Below are 20,136 nucleotides of genomic sequence, written 5' to 3' on the forward strand. Positions count from 1 at the left end.
AGGAGATATTAAAACCTCCTCAAATATACTTCTATTTTATTTTAGATTTTCAGGAATCGGCGCATAGAAATTCCTGATCCGATTGAACCGATAAAAATTCCAATCACAAATAATAAGGCAATCATCAGTGGACTGAATACTTCTGGTGATATCATTGAAAGGTTCTGACCAACCAATGACTTATTAACCGATTGGTAAACCATTTTATAGACAATAAATACCAGAACTGATGGAAGTGTTGCTCCAAGTAAACCAATAAAGGCACCTTCAAGCAAGAAAGGTCCGCGGATATAGCCATTCTTAGCACCTACTAAACGCATGATTTGAATTTCACGGCTTCGTGAAATAATGGTGATACGTATAGTATTAGAAATCAAGAACACCGCAATGAAAATCAAGAGGCCCGCAATAACTAGTCCCCAGACACGAATAAATGAGGCTAACTTAAACAAGCGTTCTGTATTAGCACCACCATCTTGAACTTCTGACACACCTTCGATTTTTTTAGCCTCTTCTGCTACTGTCTTTACATCACTTGGTGTATTGGTATCAACGATATATGCATCATAGAGAGGATTGGCGTCACCATCAAAGATTTTCCAGTTATCCCCCATTGTCTCAGTTAATTTTTCGTATTGTTCTTCTTTACTTGAAAAAGTAACACTTTTAACGGTTGACATACCTTTTAAAGCATCATATACCTTATGGTAGTCGTTATTTGTAACAGTTTGACCTTCTTTTTCAATCGTCTCACTATTATCAGCTACGTCCTTACGAATGTATACCATTACTCGGACATTATTTTCAATATCTGTAGCTAGTTTAGCCGTATTAAAGATAACAGATGCAAATATTGCAACCAAGGTCAAAGTAATCATAACTGAACTGACAGCAGCTACTGTCATCCAGCCATTTCGTTTCAAACTTTTTAATGATTCAAATAAATGGCGAAAAAATCTACTAATCATCGTATCCATATTCTCCTTTAGCTTCGTCACGAACGACACGGCCATTTTCAATGGCAATGACACGGTGGCGCAAGGTATTTACAATCTGACTGTTGTGGGTAGCCATCAAGACAGTTGTACCTTGGAGATTGATGCGTTCCAACAAATTCATGATTTCCCATGAATTATCTGGGTCCAAGTTTCCTGTTGGTTCGTCCGCAATCAATACTTTAGGATTATTTACAATAGCACGCGCAATCGCAATACGCTGTTGTTCTCCCCCTGAAAGTTCATTTGGGAAAGAACGAACCTTATGCTTCAATCCAACCAAGTCTAAAACTTCCATAACACGTTTTTTGATATTACGGCGACTTTCTCCAATTACCTCCATTGCATAAGCAATATTTTCATAAACGGTTTTCTTTGGTAACAGTTTATAATCTTGGAAGACAACCCCAACACTACGACGTAGGAGAGGGACATCTTTCTTTTTAATTTTAACCAGATTAAAACCAGCAACAGATAAGCTTCCTTTTTCGATTTTTACTTCGCGATACAAAGAACGAATAAAGGTTGATTTCCCAGCTCCTGACGGACCTACGATATAGGCAAATTCTCCTGGTTGAATGCTGACCGAAACACCACGTAGGGCAGTCGTTCCGTTGTCGTATTTTTTGACGACATCTCTCATTTCAATAATTGACATGTGAGTTCCTTTCTATCTTAGCTGATTCTCCACTTGAGATAGGCATCAATAAAACCATCTAGGTCTCCATCCATAACCTTATCTACTTGTGCAACTTCAAAGCTAGTTCGATGGTCTTTTACCATAGTATAAGGCGTGAAAACATATGAACGGATTTGGCTTCCCCATGTGATTTCCTTTTTCTCACCCTTGAGGGAATCAACTTCCGCAGCTTTCTTTTCTTGCTCCATTTGATAGAGCTTAGCCTGCAACATCTTCATGGCACGATCTCTATTTCCATACTGGGTACGATCGACCGTTGACTGGACAACAGTCCCAGTAGGAATATGTGTTAAACGCACACCTGTTGAAACTTTATTGACGTTTTGTCCACCAGCTCCACCTGAACGAAAGGTATCCATCTTGATATCATCTTCACGGATTTCCACTTCAATGGTATCATCCAATTCTGGCATTACTTCTACAGATGTGAAAGAGGTATGGCGACGTTTAGCAGAGTCAAATGGTGAAATTCGCACCAAGCGGTGAACACCCATTTCTGATTTGAGAAGACCATAGGCATTAGGTCCTTCAAATGATAAGGTTACTGACTTGATACCAGCTTCATCTCCTGCTTGGTAATCTAATACTTCCACTTTAAAGCCTTTAGCATTTCCATAGCGAGTATACATACGAAGCAACATATCACCCCAGTCCTGAGCCTCAGTACCACCGGATCCTGGATGGATTTCCAAAATCGCATTATTATGGTCATAAGGTTCTGACAAGAGCAAGGTCATCTCGTAACTGGTCATCATCTTATCAAGTTCGGATAACTGCGTTACCAATTCTTCATGAACCGACTCATCTTCAGCTAAAAAGTCTAATAAAATTTCGACTTCATCCTGCAACTCTTCCATTTTGTGGAAGGTGTTGTATGTGTTTTTTAATTCATTTAATTCTTGCGACGTTTTTTGGGCCGCGATATTATCGTTCCAAAAATCAGGTTCTGTCATCTTGTTTTCCAAGATGGCAATCTCTTCCTCTAAACCTTCGAGGTCAAAGAGACCCCCTGAAAGAAGCTAATTTTTCACGATTTGCGTCAATTTTCTGACGAATTTCTGAAATGTCCATAAATACTCCTTTTTTATATCGTTTTATTATACCATAATCTATCATTTCTTTCCATCTTTTGCTCTAATCCCTTATTAAACATAAAAGGAAGCCTTTCGGCTTCCCTTCTTATAAAACTTTCGCAGAAGTACGACTAATCTCTTCCACTTGAATATTTTCAGCTTCAAATTTTTGCTTTAATGCTATCAAATCAACTGAACCATCAATTTGAACTTCGATAATCACCTTACCATCCTTACGCGGAATATTGACTGTATGAGAGATATTCAAATTTTCTTCTACAATCAAAGAAACAATTTTTCCAAGAACGCCAACTTCGTTTTCCGTAACAAAGCGCACACGAATTCCTTCTTCACCATAACCAGCAATTTCAAGAAAGGCTTGGAAAACGTCACGGTCCGTAATAACTCCGTATACTTGATGGTTATCTACTACAGGAAGAATACCAATCTTATTTTTCAACATCAGATAAGTTGCATCCTCTAGACTCGCATAGCCTGAAACAGTGACAACATCGCGAATCATGACATCTTTTACTTTTGTCTTATTTAGAAGATAATTCATCTCATAGATAGAAAGACTTGTTGCTTTTGATGGACTTGCTTGTGCAATGGTTCCCTCAGTCACCAAACCAACTAATTGATCATTTTCGATAACAGGCAAGCGGTGCAATCCTTGCTCTCTCATTAAATCTGCTGCATGAGATACTGTTGTATCTGGACTAATATAAACTACCTTGCGGGTCATAAAATCTTTAACTGCCATGAGACTTCTCCTTTTCTATTCTTATCCCTATTATACAATCTTTTTGTAAATCTATCAAACGCTTACATTTCTTTTTCAAAATTCAGAAAAGTATGAATAAGCTAGCAAAAAGAGCTCTGAAATCGAGCTCTGTGAATGAAGGTAAGAAACGTTTCATTCGATTTTTTCAATTATTAGAAATTCATCTTTCAGTGTAGATGTAGATTTGTTTGCAACCTAAATATGCCGACTAAAATAATCCACTGGAAAATATAATTGCTTCGCAATCTCTATTCACTGACTAAAAAGGTCCCCCGGACTATAATGATGATTATTTCGCAATCTTCATCTGCCAGCTAAAACAATCCACTGGATTTGATAATTGCTTCGCAATCTTCATCCGCCGACTAAAAAGGTCCCCCGGACCTTTTTAGCCACCTAGATATGCTTTTCTGACTTCTTCTGATGAAGCGAGTTCTTTTCCTGTTCCTGATAGAACGATTTTTCCTGTTTCCAGTACATAACCTCGGTCAGAGATTGCGAGTGCTTTATTGGCATTTTGTTCAATCAAGAGGACGGTTGTTCCTTGTTTCTGAATATCTTGAATGATATCAAAGATCTCTTGAATAAAGATTGGGGCAAGTCCCATTGATGGTTCATCTAAGAGAAGAAGTTTTGGTGTTGACATAAGAGCGCGTCCCATGGCAAGCATTTGTTGTTCCCCCCCTGAAAGAGTGGCTGCATCTTGGTTCTTCCGTTCTTCAAGACGAGGAAAGCGTGAGAAAACTTTTTTCAAGTTAGCTTGATTTTCTTCACGATTTTTCTTTAAGAAAGCTCCCATTTCTAGATTTTCCAAGACGGTCAAGCCAGGGAAGACGTGGCGTCCTTCTGGAACTTGTGAAAGACCACCTGCCACGATTTTTTGAGCTGGCATTTTTTGGATTTCTTGACCTAAAAATTCAATCTTTCCTGAACTCGGTCTAACCAAACCAGACAAGGTACGGAGAATGGTTGTCTTACCTGCACCATTGGCACCGATAAGGGAAACAACCTCTCCTTCATTTACTTCAAAGCTTACATCACGGACTGCTTGGATCATACCGTAATGCACAGAAAGATTATCAACTTTTAACATAGACATTAGGCTTCACCTCCTAGATAAGCTTCGATAACGCGTTTATTGGTCTTAATTTCGTCTGGAGTTCCCTGAGCAATCAAACGACCATATTCAAGTACGTAGATACGTTCTGTCACTTCCATGACCAGATTCATATCGTGTTCAATCAGCATGATCGTAATCTTAAATTCATCTTTGATACGACGAATTAACTCAGTCAATTCTGCTGTTTCCTGTGGGTTCATACCTGCTGCTGGTTCATCTAAAAAGAGAATTTTAGGTTCCGTAGCAAGGGCACGAACAATTTCCAAACGACGTTGTTGTCCGTAGGCAAGATTTTTAGCAAGCGTTTCTGCATCACCATCTAAATCAAAGATTTTAAGCAATTCCAAGGCTTTAGCCTTTAATTCTTTTTCACTCTTGTAAAAAGCTGGTAAGCGTAAAAAACTAGCAAAAACATGTTGTTTGTGATGGTTGCCAAAGGCAATCAAAACATTGTCCAAAACTGTTAAATCTTTAAAGAGACGGATATTTTGGAATGTACGTCCAAGTCCCAAAGAGGCAATCTTATAAGGTGACTTTCCATTCAAAAGGTGACCATCTAAGGTAACTGTTCCCTCACTTGGTTCATATACACCCGTCAAGAGGTTGAAAAGGGTGGTCTTACCAGCTCCGTTTGGACCGATTAGTCCAACCAGTTCCCCTTCGTTCAATTCAAGAGTCACATCTCCAACAGCTGTTAGACCGCCAAAATGTTTGGTTAACTGTTTTACTTCAAGTAATGCCATTAGTTTTGTTCCTCCTTCTTAGATTTTTTAAAGAAACGTGATAGGCTCAATTCCCATGTTCCAAGGAGTCCACCTGGTCTGAAAATCATTACCAATACCAAGGCCAAAGCGTAGATAATCATACGCACACTGGCAACATCTTGGAGAAGCATATTCAAAATTCCAAGAACAATAGCTGAAACAATGGCACCTGTAATGGAACCAAGTCCACCAAATACAACAATGATCAAAACGTTGATTGAGTTGATGAAGGTGTAATCTTTGGGTACAACTGAACCGATAAATCCTGCCTGAAGTGACCCTGCAATACTTGCAGTAATGGCACCAAAGACGAAAGCGATGATTTTAATCTTAGTCGTATTAACCCCAACTGACTCAGCAGCGATTTCATCCTCACGAACAGAGAGAGTTGAACGACCAATTGGACTACGCAAGAAGTTCAAGGTTGCAATGGTTGTAATCACGACAAAGAAGTAAACCATTTGCCAAGTTGTAAAGTTTGGAATTCCCAAGATACCTGCCGCACCATTTGTAAGGCTTCCGCCATTGATGATAAAGATACGGATAATTTCAGAAACACCTAGAGTTGCTACCGCAAGGTAGTCCCCCTTCAAGCGCAAGGTTGGAATTCCGACAAGCAAGGCAACTGCTCCTGAAAGTAAAGCCCCTATCAGCATAGCTCCAAAGAAGGCACCGTAGGTTGGTGATTTAGAACCAATAATAGCTGCTGCATAGGCACCAATCGCCATGAAACCAGCATGCCCAAGTGAAAATTGTCCTGAAAAACCAACGATTAAGTTGAGACCAACAGCCAGAATAATATTAATTCCTATTTGTTGTAAAATCTGAACATAGAATAGATTGAGTACTCCGACTGAAACCAATACACTAATCAAGCCATAGCCAGCTAACAAAAGGAGTAACCATAGAATATTAACTTTTAAATTTTCTTTCATCGTTTACACCTTCTCTTTCACATTTTTACCAAGGATACCAGCTGGGCGGACAATCAAGATCAACAACAAGATTCCATAAACAATGGCATCACGGAAGTCTGACATTCCAAAGGCTGTCGCAAAGGTTTCCAATAGACCAATTACAAATCCACCAAGCGCCGCACCAGGAATGATTCCGATACCACCAAGTACTGCGGCAACGAAAGACTTAAGACCTGGAGTAACTCCCATCAAAGGCTCAAGAGAGTTATAATAGAGGGCAATCAGAACACCTGCCGCACCCGCAAGAGCTGAACCCAAAGCAAAGGTAAAGCTGATAGTACGGTTTACATTGATCCCCATCAATTGCGCTGCATCGCTATCTACGGATACGGCACGCATGGCTTTCCCCATCTTAGTCTTTTGGACAATGACTTGTAACAAAATCATCAAAATCAAGGAAATGGCCAAGATCATTAACTGAACGTTTGTTAGGCTAACTGGTCCCAAATCATAGCGAACTGTTTGAATCGCTTGAGGGAAGGCACGGGTATTGGCACCAACCAGATAGACCATGCCATACTCCAATAGGAAGGAAACCCCAATAGCTGTAATCAAAACAGCAATACGAGTAGAGTGACGCAAAGGTCGGTAAGCAAGGAACTCAATCACGACACCAAGAATGGCTGTCGCTAACATAGCTACAATAAGAGCTACAAAGAAATTCATTTGGAAAGAATTAATCAAGAAATAACCGATAAAGGCTCCCATCATATAAATATCACCATGGGCGAAGTTGATGAGCTTGATAATTCCGTAAACCATGGTATATCCTAGGGCTAACAGCGCATAAACACTACCTAGAATCAAACCATTTACTAGTTGTTGGAGCATAAGATTCACTCTTTCTATTTATAATTTTGAGGGTTTCCCCTCATTTTTTGATAGGTTCTTAAACACCGAAACAGGGAGTGAGTCAGAGGCTCATTCCCTATTTCAACATTTTTCTATTATGGTTTTACAACTTCTGCTGCTTCAACCTTACCATTGTTCATGGTCATCATGTAAGCAGTTTTGACTGTGTTGTGGTCTGCATCAAAGCTTGTTTGACCAGTTACACCTTCAAAGTCTTTTGTTTTAGCAAGGTTATCCTTGATTTCACCAGAGTTTTTAGCACCTTTTGCTGCGTTTGCTACAAGGTGAACTGAGTCATAAGCCAAGGCTGCAAATGTTGAAGGCTCTTCGTTGTACTTAGCACGGTAAGCATCAAGGAAAGCTTTTGCTTTAGCTGAAACTTCTACAGTAGTTGAGAAGCCTGAGATAAAGTAGATGTTTGATGCTTTTTCAGCAGTTGCTTGTTGTACAAACTCTTCACCGTTGAATCCATCACCACCAACGATTGGCTTGTCAATTCCCATACCACGCGCTTGGTTTACAATCTTACCAGCCTCATTATAGTAACCAGGAACAACGATAGCATCAAAGTCTTTCCCTTTCATTTTTGTAAGGGCTGCTTGGAAGTCTGTGTCACCTGCTACGAAAGTTTCATCTGCAACGATTTCACCTTTATATGACTCGCGGAAAGATTTGGCAATCCCTTTAGCGTAGTCGCTGGCATTGTCAGTGTAAAGAACAACTTTCTTAGCTTGCAATTTATCAGAAACATAGTTTGAGATAATTTTTCCTTGGAAGCTATCTTGGAAAGTTCCGATAAAGAGGTAATCTTGACCTTTAGTCAATCCATCTTGAGTCGCACTTGGTGAAATCAATGGAACACCTGCTTTTGTAGCGTTAGCTACCGCAGCTGCAGTTGCACCAGATGTCGCAGGTCCTACGACTGCTGATACCTTAGATTGGGTTACAAGGTTAGTTGTAACTGAAGCAGCCTCTGCTGTTTCAGACTTGTTATCTTTATCGACTACTTCGATTTGTTTTCCATCGATACCACCTGCAGCATTGATTTCATCAACGGCCAATTGGGCACCTTTTTGTTCAGCTGTTCCATATGCAGCTAAAGAACCTGATTCTTCAAAGTTAAATCCGATTTTGATTGTCTTTTCATCTACTGAGTTACCAGCAGCGTTTGACGCTCCAGACTTCACTTCTCCACAGGCTGCAAGAAGTGCTACACTTGCAAGCGCCACAAACGATAGGGCAAATTTTTTCTTCATCTTTTTTGTCTCCTTATTTCTTAAATAAATAGCATGTTAAGAATATACCGAATTATCAGAAAATTGTCAACACTTTTCTTGAACTTTTTCGATGATAACGTTTTCCTCTCGATAAAGATTGCCCACAAAGGGTGTTTCCAGCTCTTGGATATGACAAACTCTGACTTTTTTTATAAACTTTTCCTTGCCCAAGCGCCCGACCAATTGCTCCACTTCTTGAGTTGGAACATAGAGTTGTAAGTAACGATGTTTCTTGGAATGATAGGTAATATCTCCATAATCCTGCAGTTTTTTGGCATCACGATTATAGTAAAGATAGATAATCAAGCCAGATCGTTTGACTTTTTCAAACATGATAAATCCTCTTTCTAAGAAATCTCTCACTATTATACCAAAAAAAGCAAACCCAGTCGAGTTTGCCTTCTTTCATCATTAATTCAATGAATTGTTGGCCATGATTTCATCAATAAAGCCATATTCAAGTGTTTCTTGGGCGCTCATCCAGTTATCTCGTTCTGCATCTGCATGGACTTTTTCGATTGACTGACCTGAATTTTCAGCCAATATTTTTTCCAAGATGTTACGAGTTTTAAGCAAGTGTTCTGCAGCGATCGCCATATCAGTTTGTTGGGTACCACCACCTGTACCACCCATCGGTTGGTGGATCATATACTCTGCATTTGGAAGCATGAAACGTTTACCTTTTGCTCCACTTGACGCGATGACAGTCCCCATAGATGCAGCCATCCCCATAACGATAGTTTGGACATCTGCCTTGATAAAGTTCATGGTATCAACGATTGCCAAACCAGCTGAAACAGAACCACCAGGTGTATTGACATAAAGGTAAATATCTTTTGTACTATCTTGGGCATCTAAGAAAAGCAATTGGGCAATAACAGAGTTAGCCATATTGTCTTCAACGGGACCTGTCAGCATAATGATGCGGTCTTTGAGAAGACGTGAGTAAATATCGTAGGAACGTTCTCCACGGCTTGTTTGTTCAATAACTACAGGAATCATTTATTTCTCCTTTTGAGTTTTAATTTTGTTGGTCAAATGACTGAAGATAAGACTATTATAATATCTTGGTCAAAAAAGGTCAAATTTTTGCTCTGTTTTCATTAGACAGAAACAAAAATTCAACCTCCTTTCGTGACTGGAGCTTCTTTTCCAAGTCATTCTTCTTTTCGATCTTATTTCGTACCGAACAAGCGGTCTCCAGCATCTCCAAGACCTGGAACGATATAACCGTGTTCGTTCAAACGTTCATCCAAGGCTGCTGTAAAGATTTCTACATCTGGATGAGCTTCTTGAAGAGCTTTTACACCTTCTGGTGCTGATACAAGGCAGACAAATTTGATATTTGATGCGCCACGTTTTTTAAGAGAATCAACAGCCAAGATTGCTGAACCACCTGTTGCCAACATTGGGTCTACCACAAAAATTTGACGTTGGTCAATATCTTCAGGCAATTTCACCAAGTACTCAACTGGTTGAAGCGTTTCTTCATCACGGTACATACCGATGTGGCCAACTTTAGCAGCTGGAACCAAGCTCAAAAGTCCATCAACCATCCCGATACCTGCACGCAAGATTGGAACGATAGCCAATTTCTTACCTGCCAATTGTTTTTGAACTGTTTTTGTGATTGGTGTTTCGATTTCCACATCTTCTAGTGGAAGATCACGAAGTACTTCATATCCCATCAACATTGCAATCTCATCTACTAGCTCACGGAAAGCTTTTGTAGAAGTATCTGTACGACGTAAGATTGACAATTTGTGTTGAATCAGTGGATGATTAATAACTTCAATTTTTCCCATTTTTGGAATTCCTTCTTTCAATTTATTCTTCTTATTATACCAAAAAACGGTTTAAAAATCTTTCTAAACCATTTATTTTTGATAATTTTTCACATTAAATCAGCCTCTTTAAGAGCTGTCTGTACTGTCTCAAGTGGTAAATGAGTCAATTCTGTTCCCTTTTCTTGATAAAGGTATTGGGCGTAGTCGTCCATTCGGTACTGGTTGATATAAACCACACGCTTACAACCGACCTGAAGCAATTGTTTGGTACAATTCAGACAAGGAAAATGGGTTACATAGGCTGTAAAGCCTTTAGGAACACCACGTTCTGCACCTTGAAGGATAGCATTGACCTCAGCGTGAAGGGTGCGAACACAGTGGCCTTCAATGACCAGACATTCGTGATCAATACAATGCTCGGTACCTGACACCGAACCATTGTATCCAGTGGAAATTACCTTATTATCCTTAACCAGAATCGCACCCACTTTGGCACGTTTACAAGTGGAACGATTGGCAATTAGTAAGGCTTGGGCTGCAAAATACTCATCCCATGCTAGTCTTTTTTCAGTCATATCTCTTCTCCTTTTTCTCTATTTTTTAAAAAATGGTAACCGTAAATCCGCAATCTTTTCAGCAGGTACCTTCATGCCATCCTTGATCCATTTTAAAAGGACTGAGACGATGGCTGAACTCCAGAAGGAATGAAGATAAGAGCTGACACCTTTTGATTTCCCATGGTATTTTTCTAGAAATTCCTGCATAGCTTGGATAAAGATTTTTTCCAGATGGTAATCCAAGGCCAGTTGAATCACTCTGGCTTCCTTTCTTGCTTCTCGGAAAAGGTGAACCCAGACCAGATAAAGGTCTGTCTTTAAATCATAATGATGCAACTGTTCCATAATATTGTGGACAGTTCGTTTAAAGACGCTTTCTAAAATCTCCTCTTTAGAATCATAATTGCGATAAAAAGCCGCACGCGAAACGCCTGCACGTTTGACCAATTCAGAAATACTAATCTTGGTCAAGTCCTTTTTTTCCAAGAGCTGCAAGAGGGCTGTTTCGATGGCTTCTCTAGTTAATAAATTGGATTCTTGGTTTGATTTTCTGAGATTTTCAAGAGATTTTTCAGAGATTCTACGTTCAGACATAACATTTTCTTTCTACTTGTCACAACAGACAGATAAGGCTTTTGTTTCAAGGGTTTTCATGATATAATTGTAAAAAAAGACAGAACCTTTGTCAATGTATAACTGACAAAGATGGAGAATTTCTATGACTTGGAAGATTATTGCTGACTCTGGTTGTGATTATCGTCAACTGGCAACACCAGCTATTGACACGACCTTTGTAAGTGTCCCCTTAACCATTCAAGTAGCTGATCAGGTCTTTGTTGATGATGCCAATCTTGACATTGACCAAATGATGGAAACCATGTATGCAACTGCAGAAGCTTCAAAATCAGCTTGTCCAAGCCCAGATGATTATTTGCGAGCATTTGAAGGAGCCAAAAACATTTTCCTAGTAACCATCACTGGTACTCTTTCTGGCAGCCACAATAGTGCTCAACTAGCAAAAAATATTTATCTGGAAGAACATCCTGACACTAAGATTCATGTGATTGATAGTTTGTCTGCTGGTGGGGAAGTTGACTTGCTCGTAGAAAAATTGAATGACTTGATTGACCAGGGCTTATCTTTTGAAGAAGTGGTTGAAGCTATCACTGCCTATCAAGAAAAAACCAAGTTACTTTTTGTCCTAGCCAAAGTCGATAACTTGGTGAAGAACGGCCGTTTGAGCAAGCTTATCGGTACGGTCGTTGGCCTTCTAAATATCCGTATGGTCGGAGAAGCTAGTGAAACTGGAACTCTCGAATTGCTACAAAAAGCACGAGGACCAAAGAAATCAGTTCAAGCTGCCTATGAAGAATTAGTCAAGGCTGGATATGCTGGTGGCCGTATTGTCATGGCTCAACGCAATAACGAGAAATGTTGCCAACAGCTTTCAGAGCGAATCCATGAAACCTTCCCACAGGCGGATATTAAAATTCTCCCAACATCTGGTCTCTGCAGTTTTTATGCGGAAGATGGCGGTTTGCTGATGGGATATGAAATTGATTAATTGCATTCTTGACAAGAGGTGACCATCATCTCTTGTTTTTTGTGGTACAATAGAGCTATGAAACATTTTGATACTATTGTCATTGGTGGAGGTCCTGCTGGTATGATGGCTACGATTTCCAGTAGCTTTTATGGACAGAAAACCCTCCTCATCGAAAAAAATCGGAAACTTGGAAAAAAATTAGCTGGGACTGGTGGGGGACGCTGCAATGTGACCAACAATGGTAGCTTGGACGACCTACTAGCTGGCATCCCTGGAAATGGGCGCTTTCTCTACAGTGTCTTCTCCCAATTTGATAACCATGATATCATCAACTTTTTTACTGAAAATGGTGTTAAACTTAAGGTCGAAGACCACGGCCGCGTCTTTCCGGCTAGTGACAAGTCTCGTACCATTATTGAAGCCTTGGAAAAGAAAATCGCTGAGCTAGGCGGACAAGTTCTCACTCAAACAGAAATTGTTTCGGTTAAAAAGGTAGAAAATCAGTTTATCCTTAAATCCACAGACCAAACATTCACTTGTGAGAAACTCATTGTCACAACTGGTGGGAAATCCTATCCTTCTACTGGTTCGACTGGTTTTGGTCACGAGATTGCCCGTCATTTTAAACACACCATTACCGAGCTTGAGGCTGCTGAAAGTCCTTTGTTGACAGATTTTCCACACAAGGTCTTGCAGGGTATTTCACTGGACGATGTGACCCTAAGCTATGGTAAGCATGTCATCACTCATGATTTGCTCTTTACCCACTTTGGTTTGTCAGGCCCTGCTGCCCTGCGTATGTCTAGTTTTGTCAAGGGTGGGGAGGTTCTCTCACTAGATGTTTTGCCTCAACTTTCTGAGAAGGACTTGGCTGCATTTCTAGAAGAGAATCGGGAAAAATCCTTGAAAAATGCTTCAAAAAACTTGTTTCCAGAACGCTTGGCAGAATTTTTTGTGCAAGGCTATCCTGACAAAGTCAAACAACTGACTGAAAAGGAACGCGAACAACTGCTCCAGTCTATCAAAAATCTCAAAATCCCTGTAACTGGTAAAATGTCTCTTGCCAAGTCATTTGTTACCAAGGGTGGCGTCAGTCTCAAGGAAATCAATCCTAAAACTCTAGAAAGTAAGCTGGTCCCTGGCCTCCACTTTGCGGGCGAGGTACTGGATATCAATGCTCACACAGGTGGCTTTAACATCACTTCTGCCCTCTGCAGTGGTTGGGTGGCAGGAAGTCTGCATTACGATTAAAAACTCTAAAGTTGAAAAATCGGAAGATCACTCCTCCGATTTTATTTTGTCTGAGTTTGGACATAATGAAAAATCACATCTGATGTGTACTGGGCTGTTCCAGAACCAAACTTGTCAATGTTTTCCTTAAACTCTGGGTTATAGACGTAGCCTTTTCCGATATGACTGAATACTTCAATTGAGCAGTCAAATCCATAGGTACGAATGGCTTGCAAGAGATTGGCTGCTTGCTCTTGGTTCTCAGTTGCTTTTACGGGCAGACCAGCTTGAAGATTGTGTGCCAATGCTTGAAAGACTTGGTTGAAGGCAGCCGTAGCTTCGTCTTCGTGACCTTTTTGGCGCTCGAGCGCTTGGTCCATCACTTCTTGTCCATATTTCTCTACCGCCTCTTGGTGGTATTTTTGATGGTCTTGGTAGTTAAATCCAGCAAATTTCTCTTGAATGCTCATTTCTCTTTCTCCTTTTTGTTCTTGAATGGTTTTTTGCAAGGTTGAAATCAAGGTATCCAGATGTTGCCTTTCTCTGGTCAAATAGTCCAACTGTCTAGTCAAGTGGGGCAATAAATCAGTCCTTTCTTCCTTTAATAGCTCTGCTATTTTTTCTAAAGAAAAACCTAGATATTTGTAGTAAAGAATGACCTGAAGGCGTTCCAAATCCTCCTGACTGTAGGTTCGATAGCCGTTTTCCGACTTTAAAGGAACCAAAAGTCCTATCTTATCGTAGTGGTGCAGGGTCTTGACAGAGACACCTGAAAGCTGCGCAGCTTCTTTTATATGGTACATGATTTCCTCCTTACATTGATAGTATAACCCCTCCCCTCAGGTCAGAGTCAAGCGTTTTTACGAAATTTTTTACTTTATCATAACATGAAAATGGTTTTCTTGACAGACCTTAGAAAACATGATAGGATAGTCAAGTCTATCAATCAAAAGAAAGGCTCATCTTGAGTACTGATGAGGCTATTTGCCAAGGGCAGTAGCTTTTTCTTTTGGAACACTAATTTTAGGAGTTTAACTATGTCTGAAAAATCGCAATGGGGTTCTAAACTGGGCTTTATCCTAGCATCTGCTGGTTCAGCCATCGGACTTGGTGCCGTTTGGAAATTCCCCTACATGACTGCTGCTAACGGTGGAGGAGGCTTTTTACTGGTCTTTCTCATTTCCACTATTTTAATCGGTTTCCCCCTTTTGCTAGCTGAGTTTGCCCTCGGCCGAAGTGCTGGTGTTTCAGCTATCAAAACCTTTGGAAAACTCGGCAAGAATAGCAATTATAACTTTATCGGTTGGATTGGTGCCTTTGCCCTCTTTATCCTTTTATCGTTTTACAGTGTTATTGGGGGCTGGATTTTAGTCTATCTAGGCATTGAGTTTGGAAAATTGTTCCAACTTGGTGGAACGGGTGATTATGCTCAGTTATTTACTTCAATCATTTCAAATCCAGCCATTGCTCTAGGAGCTCAAGCGGCCTTTATCTTATTGAACATCTTTATTGTATCACGTGGTGTTCAAAAAGGGATTGAAAGAGCATCGAAAGTCATGATGCCTCTGCTCTTTATCATCTTTGTCGTCATCATCGGACGCTCTCTCAGTTTGCCAAATGCCATGGAAGGGGTTCTTTACTTCCTCAAACCAGACTTTTCAAAACTGACGAGTGCTGGTCTCCTCTATGCTCTGGGACAATCTTTCTTTGCCCTCTCACTAGGGGTTACAGCCATGCTGACCTATGCTTCTTACTTGGATAAGAAAACCAATCTGGTCCAGTCAGGAATTTCTATTGTAGCCATGAACATCTCGGTATCCATCATGGCGGGTCTAGCCATTTTCCCAGCCATGTCAGCCTTCAATATCCAATCTGAAGGAGGACCGAGCCTGCTCTTTATCGTCTTGCCTCAACTCTTTGACAAGATGCCTTTTGGAACCATTTTCTACATCCTCTTCCTCTTGCTCTTCCTCTTTGCGACAGTCACTTCTTCTGTCGTTATGCTGGAAATCAATGTGGGCAATATCACCAATCAGGACAACAGCAAACGTGCCAAATGGAGTGCCATTTTAGGAATCTTGACCTTTGTCTTTGGAATTCCTTCAGCCCTATCTTACGGTGTCATGGCGGATGTTCACATCTTTGGGAAGACCTTCTTTGACGCTATGGACTTCTTGGTCTCCAATCTCCTTATGCCATTTGGAGCTATCTGCCTTTCACTCTTTACAGGCTATATCTTTAAAAAGGCTCTTGCAATGGAGGAACTCCATCTCGATGAAACAGCATGGAAACAGGGACTGTTCCAAGTCTGGCTCTTCCTTCTTCGTTTCATCATTCCAATCATCATCATCGTGGTTTTCATCGCCCAATTTATGTAATCAAAAAGGACTTGAGTAATAAACTCAAGCCCTTTCTTTTTTATGGATGGCTAACAATCAATTCCAAATCTTGTCCTTCCAAGGTCCAAGCTTCTACATCACTTGGTAGGATAAAGTGGCTACCTTTTTGAATTGGATAGTTTTTCCCGTCAACAGTAAGCTGACCTTGACCAGCTAAGACACTGAATAAGCTGTAGTCAGCTGTCTTTTCGAAGTCAACTTTTCCAGTAATTTCCCACTTGTAAACTGCAAAGAAATCATTGGATACAAGGAGAGTGGAACGCAAATCATCTGCTTTAACAGTTACAGGACGGCTATTTGCAGGCTCACCAATGTTCAAGACATCAATGGATTTTTCAAGGTGAAGTTCACGCAAGTTACCATTATCATCCTTACGGTCAAAGTCATAGACACGATAGGTGGTGTCACTAGACTGCTGGGTTTCAAGAATCAAGATGCCTGCTCCGATAGCATGCATGGTGCCACTTGGAACATAGAAGAAATCTCCAGCCTTAACAGGTACTTTGGTAAGCAAGGCATCCCAGTTCTTGTCCTCAATTTGCTGGCGGAGTTCTTCTTTTGACTTGGCATTGTGACCATAGATAATCTCTGAACCTTCATCCGCAGCGATGATGTACCAGCATTCTGTTTTTCCAAGTTCGCCTTCATGCTCGAGTCCGTAAGCATCGTCTGGATGAACTTGAACACTGAGCCAGTCGTTAGCATCCAGAATCTTAGTCAACAGTGGAAATACAGGTTCTGGACGATTGCCAAACAATTCACGGTGCTCTGCATATAAAGTAGCAAGATCTGTTCCCTCGTAGCGACCATTGGCAACTTTAGAGACACCATTTGGATGGGCTGAGATGGCCCAATATTCTCCGATTTTTTCACTTGGGATGTCGTAGCCAAACTCATCACGTAGCTTGGTACCACCCCAGATTTTTTCTTGCATAACTGATTGTAAAAATAATGGTTCTGACATGTCGATCTCCTGTCTGATTTTTCTCCCCTCATTATAGCAAAAAAAGAGTTCCAGTTGAACTCTTTTTCACATCTTATAAAGTAGGGAGAAGATTTTATAAAAATAGTGAATAAATGTGATCTACTCAATGATTGCACCATTGCTGGCAATGACATCCTTGTACCAGTAGAAGGATTTCTTCTTGCTACGTTTGAGGCTTCCATGACCAGCATTATCTCGATCCACATAGATAAAGCCATAGCGCTTGTTCATTTCGCCTGTTCCAGCTGAAACCAGATCGATACAGCCCCAAGTCGTATAACCAAGCAAGTCAACTCCATCTTGGTAAATGGCATCTCGCATAGCCTTGATGTGAGCTTCTAAGTAAGCAATCCGATAGTCATCTGCTACATAACCATTTTCATCCGGTGTATCCATAGCACCGAGTCCATTTTCTACGATGAACATAGGCTTTTGGTAACGATCCCAGATGGCATTGAGGGTGATGCGAAGGCCAAGTGGGTCAATCTGCCATCCCCATTCTGAGGATTCAAGATAAGGATTTTTGAGAGAGGCAAAAACATTTCCAGCAGTTAATTCTTTAACTTCTGGATCACCTGACGCCACTCGACTTGCATAGTAAGAGAAGGAAACAAAGTCAACAGTATTGTTCTTCAACAAGTCCAGATCCTCAGCCGTCATTTGAATCTCAATCCCCTCACGCTCCCACTGCTTCTTGGCATAGTTTGGGTATTCCCCACGCGCTTGAACATCAATGAAGAAGTAACTCTTGCGGTCTTCCTCCATGGCTGCCCAGTAGTCTCTCGGATGGGCTGTGTTAGGATAGTATTGCCCTGCTGCCAACATACATCCCACCTTGTTTTCTGGGTCAATTTCGTGGGCAATTTTCGTCGCAAGGGCTGAAGCTACTAGCTCATGGTGGGCAGCCTGATATTTAACCTGTTCTTGATTTTCTCCTTCTTCAAAACAGAGTCCAGCTCCCATAAAGGGTGCATGGAGAATCATGTTGATTTCATTGAAGGTTAGCCAGAATTTGACCAAGCCCTTATAGCGGGTAAAGAGTGTGCGACAAAGTTTTTCATAGAAGTCTAACATCCGACGATTGCGCCAACCACCGTATTCTTCAATCAAGTGCATAGGACAGTCGAAATGCGTAATGGTAACCAGAGGTTGGATTCCATACTTATAACATTCCTTAAACAAGTCCTCATAAAAGGCTAGACCAGCTTCATTTGGCACTGTTTCGTCGCCCTTAGGAAAAATCCGAGTCCAAGCAATGGAAAGTCGATAAGTCTTAAAGCCCATCTCTGCAAAAAGAGCAATATCTTCCTTGTAATGATGGTACATATCAATGGCTTCTTTGGCTGGGTAAAAATAGTCCTCCTCAAACGAAAACATCTTTTTCTGACCTGTGATAATGGCTTCACGATCTGGTCCAATGGGTACCACATCAACGTTAGCTAAACCACGCCCATCGAGATTATAAGCACCCTCACATTGATTAGCTGCCGTAGCACCACCCCAGAGGAAGCCCTCTGGAAATTGTAGTATTTCTGTCATCACTTTACCTCACTTGATTTGCTAGTTCTATTATACTAAAAAGGGGACAAAAAGTTTGGAACTATCTGGGTAATGATGTCCTGAGCTTGCTCAAATGTACGAAAAAAAGACTGAAACCAGTCTTCTTTTTAAATCAAAGCTGTAATAGCTGTCACTAGGCCAAAAACGATACCTGGTGCATTGGCAGCAGCAAGGGGGATATCTCTTTCTTTTTTGAAAAGACCGTAGTAAACCCAGAGACTACAGTTGATGGCAGCAACCAAGGGCTGGATGAAATTTCCTTTTTGACCAGCCAGATTGTTCATGATTTGTGGGAAGTAAGACACATACATCATAACAGACATAAAGGTCGCTACCCAACCTAAAATTTTCATTTGTTTTTCAGACATTTTCAAAACCTCTTTCATTTTTACTGAATCTTATTTTAAAATATTCTTTCAAAACAATCAAGTCTTTAAAACTTTTGTTATAAAGATATAAACTATCACAATCTTGTTATAAGAAAGAGGGAACAGAAAAAAGACCGAATTGCTCCGTTCTGTTTACTCAATCAAATATTAGAAAATGAATACTCCTTTTCAATGAATCGATTGATTGATGGTAAATAAGCCGTTAGAAATTATTGACAGTATCGAAATTTTCTAGTAAAATGAATTTTGTTAATACCTAAATGGTGTGTAGTTTTCTATCAACATAGTCAGGAGAAAAGGAACTTATGCTAAAAAAATTTAATGAATTGTCACTGAAAGATAAGGCTTATCTAATTGGCGGTTTGAGCTTATTAGTCATTGTGATCTCATTTGGTCTACTCAATCGTCAAACAGTAACTGTCAGTCTTGTCTTTACACAACTATCTGCTCCCTTGATTTTGGTGATTTTTACTTGTCTAGTAATCGGGATCATTGCTGGTAGTGCTATTGGTATTAGCTATCACCATAACAAGACTCAAGATCTGAGAAGCCGCATTGCTGAAGCAGAAGCGACTATCAATATAAAAGACAGGGAGCTTGTCCAGTACGAGGAACAGGTGCAACAATTAAAACAGGAAGCCAAACAATAAGTGTAGAAATCATAACCACCCGTGAAAACGGGTGGTTTTTTGTCTCGCACCTAACGGAGCGAGACGGACTGAAAGTCGCATAAATACAAAAAAGATCGAATTGCTCCGATCTTTTTAAGTTTCACTCCAAGAATGTTTAGATAAAAAATTTGATAATAGAATTACCTACTTCATACGATAAAAATCAATCACTAGACCAGCAGGCCCTTTAACTAATAAGGACTCTGTTCCCCAATCGGTTACAGTTGGTCCGTTTAAAACCTGGATACCAAGTTCTTTCAACCGTTGGTAATTCTGGTCTACATCCTCAACCTCGATATGAAGAATGATTCCTGACTGAAAATCTTCCAAAGGAATCAAATGATTGGCTCTATAATATTTGTAGTGGGTAAATCCCCTATAGATATTATGGAGCCTATTTTTGTGTAGAAAAAAAGTCCCATAAGATCTATAATGAAAAGCGACGAAACAACTCATTAGAAAGAATCATA

General features: G+C 40.4%; 22 protein-coding genes and 1 pseudogene. 4 read left to right on the plus strand and 19 right to left on the minus strand.

What is annotated here, in order from left to right:
- Window positions 1-41: 41 nt before the first annotated feature.
- The 14 genes from ftsX to QM956_RS09465 form a co-directional block, all read right to left on the minus strand.
- Window positions 42-968 carry a permease-like cell division protein FtsX gene (gene ftsX, locus QM956_RS09400; protein ID WP_084886982.1) on the minus strand — a complete coding sequence of 309 codons (927 nt, stop codon included), beginning with the start codon at window positions 966-968 and terminating at the stop codon, window positions 42-44.
- Complete coding sequence (gene ftsE, locus QM956_RS09405; RefSeq protein WP_000022260.1) at window positions 961-1,653, minus strand: cell division ATP-binding protein FtsE; 693 nt, start codon at window positions 1,651-1,653, stop codon at window positions 961-963. Before ftsE ends, ftsX begins: the two co-directional genes overlap by 8 nt.
- A gap of 17 nt (window positions 1,654-1,670) precedes the next feature.
- Window positions 1,671-2,766, minus strand: a protein-coding gene (gene prfB / locus QM956_RS09410; RefSeq protein ID WP_142359004.1) for a peptide chain release factor 2 whose coding sequence is annotated in 2 segments (ribosomal slippage) — window positions 1,671-2,693 and window positions 2,695-2,766 — 1,095 coding nt in all. Because the reading frame shifts where the segments join, the coding sequence is not laid out codon by codon here.
- A 108-nt stretch (window positions 2,767-2,874) separates the two neighbouring features.
- On the minus strand, window positions 2,875-3,531 hold the full coding sequence (locus tag QM956_RS09415) for a CBS domain-containing protein (RefSeq protein WP_084886845.1): 657 nt from the start codon (window positions 3,529-3,531) through the stop codon (window positions 2,875-2,877).
- Between the two features lie 409 nt (window positions 3,532-3,940).
- Window positions 3,941-4,651 carry an ABC transporter ATP-binding protein gene (locus QM956_RS09420; protein WP_049497486.1) on the minus strand — a complete coding sequence of 237 codons (711 nt, stop codon included), beginning with the start codon at window positions 4,649-4,651 and terminating at the stop codon, window positions 3,941-3,943.
- Complete coding sequence (locus QM956_RS09425; protein ID WP_001185997.1) at window positions 4,651-5,415, minus strand: ABC transporter ATP-binding protein; 765 nt, start codon at window positions 5,413-5,415, stop codon at window positions 4,651-4,653. The genes QM956_RS09420 and QM956_RS09425 overlap by 1 nt, the downstream gene beginning before the upstream one ends.
- Complete coding sequence (locus QM956_RS09430) at window positions 5,415-6,371, minus strand: branched-chain amino acid ABC transporter permease (RefSeq protein WP_000662286.1); 957 nt, start codon at window positions 6,369-6,371, stop codon at window positions 5,415-5,417. The genes QM956_RS09425 and QM956_RS09430 overlap by 1 nt, the downstream gene beginning before the upstream one ends.
- 3 nt (window positions 6,372-6,374) lie before the next feature.
- Window positions 6,375-7,244, minus strand: coding sequence for a branched-chain amino acid ABC transporter permease (locus QM956_RS09435; RefSeq protein ID WP_000941427.1), 870 nt, complete (start codon window positions 7,242-7,244; stop codon window positions 6,375-6,377).
- Window positions 7,245-7,360: 116 nt separating this feature from the next.
- Complete coding sequence (locus tag QM956_RS09440) at window positions 7,361-8,521, minus strand: ABC transporter substrate-binding protein (RefSeq protein ID WP_084929763.1); 1,161 nt, start codon at window positions 8,519-8,521, stop codon at window positions 7,361-7,363.
- A 66-nt stretch (window positions 8,522-8,587) separates the two neighbouring features.
- Entirely contained in the window at window positions 8,588-8,875 is a 288-nt protein-coding gene (locus QM956_RS09445) for a YlbG family protein (RefSeq protein ID WP_084929762.1), read from the minus strand.
- 78 nt (window positions 8,876-8,953) lie between these two features.
- Entirely contained in the window at window positions 8,954-9,544 is a 591-nt protein-coding gene (clpP, locus tag QM956_RS09450; protein ID WP_000613471.1) for an ATP-dependent Clp protease proteolytic subunit ClpP, read from the minus strand.
- 173 nt (window positions 9,545-9,717) lie between these two features.
- Entirely contained in the window at window positions 9,718-10,347 is a 630-nt protein-coding gene (upp, locus tag QM956_RS09455; protein WP_000515974.1) for a uracil phosphoribosyltransferase, read from the minus strand.
- 89 nt (window positions 10,348-10,436) lie between these two features.
- Window positions 10,437-10,904 (minus strand): deoxycytidylate deaminase, encoded by a 468-nt coding sequence (locus QM956_RS09460; RefSeq protein WP_000136976.1) that lies wholly within the window; start codon window positions 10,902-10,904, stop codon window positions 10,437-10,439.
- 18 nt (window positions 10,905-10,922) lie between these two features.
- Window positions 10,923-11,480 carry a TetR/AcrR family transcriptional regulator gene (locus QM956_RS09465; RefSeq protein WP_023943134.1) on the minus strand — a complete coding sequence of 186 codons (558 nt, stop codon included), beginning with the start codon at window positions 11,478-11,480 and terminating at the stop codon, window positions 10,923-10,925.
- 124 nt (window positions 11,481-11,604) lie between these two features.
- Here QM956_RS09465 and QM956_RS09470 point away from each other — a divergent pair, with 124 nt between their 5' ends.
- Entirely contained in the window at window positions 11,605-12,450 is an 846-nt protein-coding gene (locus tag QM956_RS09470; protein ID WP_004256807.1) for a DegV family protein, read from the plus strand.
- A gap of 57 nt (window positions 12,451-12,507) precedes the next feature.
- Window positions 12,508-13,683, plus strand: a complete 1,176-nt coding sequence (gene aao, locus QM956_RS09475; RefSeq protein WP_414302465.1) for an aminoacetone oxidase — start codon at window positions 12,508-12,510, stop codon at window positions 13,681-13,683.
- Window positions 13,684-13,724: 41 nt separating this feature from the next.
- On the opposite strand, the gene QM956_RS09480 is transcribed toward aao, so the two are convergent.
- Window positions 13,725-14,465, minus strand: coding sequence for a MerR family transcriptional regulator (locus tag QM956_RS09480; protein WP_414302466.1), 741 nt, complete (start codon window positions 14,463-14,465; stop codon window positions 13,725-13,727).
- 234 nt (window positions 14,466-14,699) lie between these two features.
- Here QM956_RS09480 and QM956_RS09485 point away from each other — a divergent pair, with 234 nt between their 5' ends.
- Entirely contained in the window at window positions 14,700-16,040 is a 1,341-nt protein-coding gene (locus tag QM956_RS09485) for a sodium-dependent transporter (protein ID WP_414302467.1), read from the plus strand.
- 40 nt (window positions 16,041-16,080) lie between these two features.
- Here the strand turns inward: QM956_RS09485 and manA are convergent, their stop codons facing one another.
- From manA to QM956_RS09500, 3 genes are all read right to left on the minus strand, one after another.
- The gene (gene manA, locus QM956_RS09490; protein ID WP_033687200.1) at window positions 16,081-17,025 is read right to left on the minus strand and encodes a mannose-6-phosphate isomerase, class I; all 945 of its coding nucleotides are present in this window, start codon (window positions 17,023-17,025) and stop codon (window positions 16,081-16,083) included.
- Window positions 17,026-17,145: 120 nt separating this feature from the next.
- Window positions 17,146-18,585, minus strand: coding sequence for a 6-phospho-beta-glucosidase (locus QM956_RS09495; protein ID WP_261008894.1), 1,440 nt, complete (start codon window positions 18,583-18,585; stop codon window positions 17,146-17,148).
- Window positions 18,586-18,713: 128 nt separating this feature from the next.
- Window positions 18,714-18,974 carry a SemiSWEET family transporter gene (locus QM956_RS09500; RefSeq protein WP_001291473.1) on the minus strand — a complete coding sequence of 87 codons (261 nt, stop codon included), beginning with the start codon at window positions 18,972-18,974 and terminating at the stop codon, window positions 18,714-18,716.
- Between the two features lie 326 nt (window positions 18,975-19,300).
- Here QM956_RS09500 and QM956_RS09505 point away from each other — a divergent pair, with 326 nt between their 5' ends.
- Window positions 19,301-19,645, plus strand: a complete 345-nt coding sequence (locus QM956_RS09505; protein ID WP_000913393.1) for a lipopolysaccharide assembly protein LapA domain-containing protein — start codon at window positions 19,301-19,303, stop codon at window positions 19,643-19,645.
- 165 nt (window positions 19,646-19,810) lie between these two features.
- Here QM956_RS09505 and QM956_RS09510 read toward each other — a convergent pair.
- A pseudogene (locus QM956_RS09510) lies at window positions 19,811-20,014 on the minus strand (VOC family protein); the annotation flags it as partial.
- Window positions 20,015-20,136: the final 122 nt, after the last annotated feature.

Origin of the sequence: Streptococcus mitis, assembly GCF_047460035.1 — a bacterium.
Lineage (GTDB): Bacteria > Bacillota > Bacilli > Lactobacillales > Streptococcaceae > Streptococcus > Streptococcus mitis_DW.